Genomic DNA, 4493 nt, shown 5'->3' with positions numbered 1-4493 from the left:
ATGCTCGCCGACAGCGCCATCGCCCACATCGTGGTCAGCGCCGAACTGGCCGACAGCGTGCCGGCCAACCTGCAACGCTTCGTGCTGGGAGAGCTGACAACACAGGACCTCGGCGACTGTCCGGCACTGCCCTTGCCGGACGCCAACGACCTCGCCTACCTGATCTACACCTCCGGCTCTACCGGTACGCCGAAAGCCGTGGAAATCAGCCACGGCGCCTTGAGTTTCTCGACCCAAGTGCGCAGGGCGGCCTATGAGACTCCGGTGCGCGCCTACCTGTTGTTGTCGTCGTTTGCCTTCGACAGTTCGGTCGCCGGGATTTTCTGGACCCTGGCCCAAGGCGGACGCCTGGTATTGCCCGCCCCAGGCGAAGAGTTGGAGATGGCCCGCCTGGCGCAGTTGATTGCCCAGCACCAGGTCAGCCACGGACTGTCGCTGCCGTCGCTGTACCAAGCCCTGCTCGATCAATTGCAGCGCAGCGGGGGAACCGACAGCCTCGCCTGCTGGATCGTCGCGGGTGAGGCTTGCCCGCCGTCGCTGATCGCGCAACACAGCAAGACCCTGCCACACGCACATCTGGTGAACGAATACGGCCCCACTGAGGCCACCGTCTGGGCCACCTATGAGGTGCTGGACCCACGCAGGAACGTCAGCATCGGCCGTCCGATCGCCGGCATGGACCTGCGCCTGCTGAATGAATTCGACACGGCTTGCGGCATTGGCGAACCGGGTGAAATCGTCCTCGCCGGCCCCACCCTGGCCCGCGGCTATCGCCACAAACCCGAAGAAACCGCCAAGGCCTTCGTCACCCTGACCGACGGCACTCGCGCCTACCGCACCGGCGACCTGGCGTGCTGGCTAGCCGACGGGCGCCTGGCATTCCTAGGGCGCAAGGACCATCAGGTCAAGGTGCGCGGCTACCGCATCGAGCTGGGCGAAATCGAACGCCAATTGTGCAGCCACAGCGATGTGCGCGAAGCCGCGGTGATCGTCCAGGAACATGCCGCCGGCAAGCGCCTGCTCGCCTATGTCCTGGCCGCCCACGGCTACGCACCGGACTCGGAGGCGATCAAGCGTTTCCTCGGCGAGCGTCTGCCGTCGTACATGGTGCCGGCCCTGGTGCTGACCCTGACGAGCTTTCCGCGCACGCCCAACGGCAAGCTCGACACCCGCCAGTTGCCCGACCCGGAGCAGCTCGACGAAAGCGCCCACGTGGCGCCGCGCAACGCCATGGAAACCACCCTGCAAGCCATCGTCGCCAAGGTCTTGAAACTCTCGACAGTGAGCGTCACCGACAACTTCTTCGCCATCGGCGGCGACTCGATCCTGAGCCTGCAAGTGGTGGCCCAGGCCCATGAGCAAGGCATCGCGCTGTCGGCCAAGCAAGTGTTCGAACGCCAGACCGTCGCAGCCATGGCCGAGGTCGCGCAACCGCTGGATCCGAGCGCCGCCGAGCCGCAAGCCGACAGCACCGAATTCAGCGCCTCGGGCCTGTCCGATGACGAAATGCAAGCGCTGATGGCCGAACTGGACGAGGCCGACCTGTGAGCGGTTCTTCTCGTCACCACGCCATCACCGTCGCCCCTATTTACGCAGGATCCTTTCAATGACCAGCGAAAAAACCACCGGTAACCCGATCGAAGACATTTACCCGCTGTCGCCGCTGCAACAAGGGATGCTGTTCCACTCCCTGCTGCACGAAGACTCCGGTGTGTACCTGATGCAGGATCGCTACCGCATCGGCGGGGCCATCGATGAAGGCGCGTTCCTCGAATCGTGGCGCCAGGTGGTGGCGCTGCACCCTTCCCTGCGCGCCAGTTTCCAGTGGAAAAGCCAGAAGCAACCGGTGCAGGTGATCCATCGTCAGGTCAAGGTACCGCTGGACACCCTCGATTTGCGCGGGCTCGCCCCCCATGAGCAGGAAGCGCGGATCCGCACCCTGCTGGAAGACGAGCAGAAAGTCGGCTTCAACCTGTCCAAGCCACCGCTGATTCGCTTCCGGCTGGTGCGCCTGGCTGACGAGTCCTACGAATTCATTCGCAGCTTCCACCACATCCTGATGGACGCCTGGTGCATTTCCCTGGTGACCGTGGACTTCCTCAAAGTCTACGAAGCACTGTGCAATGACCGCACGCCAGAGCTGAAAAGCCCTCGGCCGTTTCGCGATTACATCCAGTGGCTGCAACGCCAGGATGCGGGCAAGGCCGAGGAGTTCTGGCGCGGCCAGTTGCAAGGTCTAAACGCGCCCACGCCACTGACCGTGGACAACGGCGTGACCCGCGACCGCTACACCGATGCGGTGCTGGTGGACGATCAACTGATTCACCTGAACGAGCAGGAAACCCAGGCACTGGCGGCGTTCTGCCGCAATCGGCGGATCACCCCGAACACGTTTTTCCAGGGTGTCTGGTCACTGCTGCTGTCGCGCTACAGCGGACAACAGGACGTGGTCTTCGGCGTCACCGTGGCCGGGCGTCCGGCCGACCTGACCGGCGTCGCGCAAATGATCGGCCTGTTCATCAACACCCTGCCACTGCGGGTGTCGGTGGACCCGAATGCCACGCTCGGCAATTGGCTGGGCGACCTGCAAAAGCTCAACGTCGACATGCGTGACTTCGAGCACACGCCGTTGACCGACATCCAGGGCTGGAGCGATTTCCCCCGGGGCGAGACCCTGTTCGACAGCATCCTGGTATTCGAAAACGCGCCCATCGACGAACAGATCCTCGAAGGCGGCTTCCAGTTCAGCCTCGAAGGCATGGACCACAGCGTGCACACCCACTACGGCTTGACCGTGGTGATCCTGCCGGGCGAACAGCTGGGCATCCGCGTGTCGTATGACCGCGAACGTTTCGAGGCCGCCACCGTGCAGCGCCTGCTGGGCCACATCGCCAGCCTGGTGCGCAGCATGCTCGCCGCCCCCGACGCGCCGTTGGCCAGCTTCGAACTGCTGGCCGCCGAGGAGCGCCAACAGTTGCTGGGCGAGTGGGCACTCAACCGCCACGATTTCCCGCTGGATCAAAGCTACGCCGAGCTGTTTGCCGCCCAGGTCGCCCAGCGCGGTGATCAGGTCGCCGCGATCTGCGCCGGTGAGTCACTGACCTACGCCGAGCTGGACCTGCGTTCCACGCGCCTGGCTCATGCCCTGCGCGAGGCCGGCGCCGGCGCAGATCAACTGGTCGCGCTGGTGGCCCCTCGTGGCCTGGCGCTGTTGACCATGATGCTGGCCGTGTTCAAGGCGGGCGCAGCGATGCTGCCCCTTGAGGTCAATCACCCGCCCGAGCGCCTGCGGGAAATCCTCGGGCTGTCCCGCGCGCCTCTGCTGGTGGCGAGCGAAGCCTGCAGCGGCCTGCTCGATCAACTGCTCAGCGACCTCGACCGGGCGCCCGAGGCGCTGTTCGCCGAGGCCTGCTGGGCGTCGGGCAACGACGCGCCTCTGCCGGTGCTCGCCGGTCCGGACAGCCTGGCCTACGTGCTGTTCACCTCCGGTTCGACCGGCACTCCGAAGGGTGTGATGATCGAACAGCGCGGCATGCTCAACAACATCTTCGGCAAAGTACCGGCCCTGGGCCTCAGCGCCGCCGACCGGATACCCCAGACCGCCTCGGTGGCGTTCGACATTTCGGTGTGGCAGTTCCTCGCCGCGCCGGTGCTCGGTGCCACCGTGCACATTCTCCCGGATGAGGTCGCCCACGACCCGCAACGCCTGCTGCAAGTGCTCGCCAGCGAGCGCCTGAACGTGCTGGAAATCGTCCCGAGCCTGATGCGCACCCTGCTCGCGCTGTGCCCGTGCGATTTGCAACTGCCGGACCTACGCTGGGTATTGCCCACCGGTGAAGCCCTGCCGCCGACCGTGGCCCGCGACTGGTTCGCCCGGTTCCCCGACATTGCCTTGATGAACGCCTACGGGCCGGCCGAATGCGCCGACGACGTGGCCTTCCAGCCGATTTTCGAAGCACCGGGGGCCGAAGTCAGCCACATGCCCATCGGCCAGCCGACCGCCAACAACCGCCTGTATGTGCTGGACGAAGCCCTGCGTCCGGTGCCGGTTGGCGTGGCCGGGGAAATTTGTGTCGGGGGCGTCGGCGTCGGCCGCGGCTATCTGCACGACCCGCAACGCACCGCTGACGCCTTTATCGACCATCCTCAACTCGAAGGTCGCCTGTACCGCACCGGTGACCTGGGGCGCTGGCGTGCAGACGGGGTGATCGAATACCTCGGCCGCCGCGACCAGCAGGTCAAACTGCGCGGGCACCGGATCGAGCTGACGGAAATCGAACACCGTCTCGCGCAGCACCCGAACGTGCGGGAAGCCGTGGTTCTGCTGCGGGAAAACACCGCCGGCGAAGCCTGGCTGGTGGCGTACTGGGCGGCCCATGACGAGTCCTTGGGCAGCGACGACCTGAGCGAGCACCTGCGCGCGCAACTGCCGCCGTACATGGTGCCGGCGGCCTTCGTCTGCCTGGACAAGCTGCCCCTGAACAACAACGGCA

The 4493-nt window shown here is 65.5% G+C and carries 2 protein-coding genes; both read left to right on the top strand.

The features are described 5' to 3' along the window. On the top strand, positions 1 to 1548 hold a 1548-nt coding region (locus tag GSM73_RS28050), incomplete at its 5' end, for a non-ribosomal peptide synthetase (protein WP_256677105.1). A gap of 58 nt (positions 1549 to 1606) precedes the next feature. After that, on the top strand, positions 1607 to 4493 hold a 2887-nt coding region (locus GSM73_RS28045), incomplete at its 3' end, for an amino acid adenylation domain-containing protein (RefSeq protein ID WP_256677104.1).

It is taken from the genome of Pseudomonas sp. PICF6, assembly GCF_009831705.1.
Classification (GTDB): domain Bacteria; phylum Pseudomonadota; class Gammaproteobacteria; order Pseudomonadales; family Pseudomonadaceae; genus Aquipseudomonas; species Aquipseudomonas rhizophila.
This window is presented reverse-complemented; position numbering and strand designations above follow the sequence as displayed.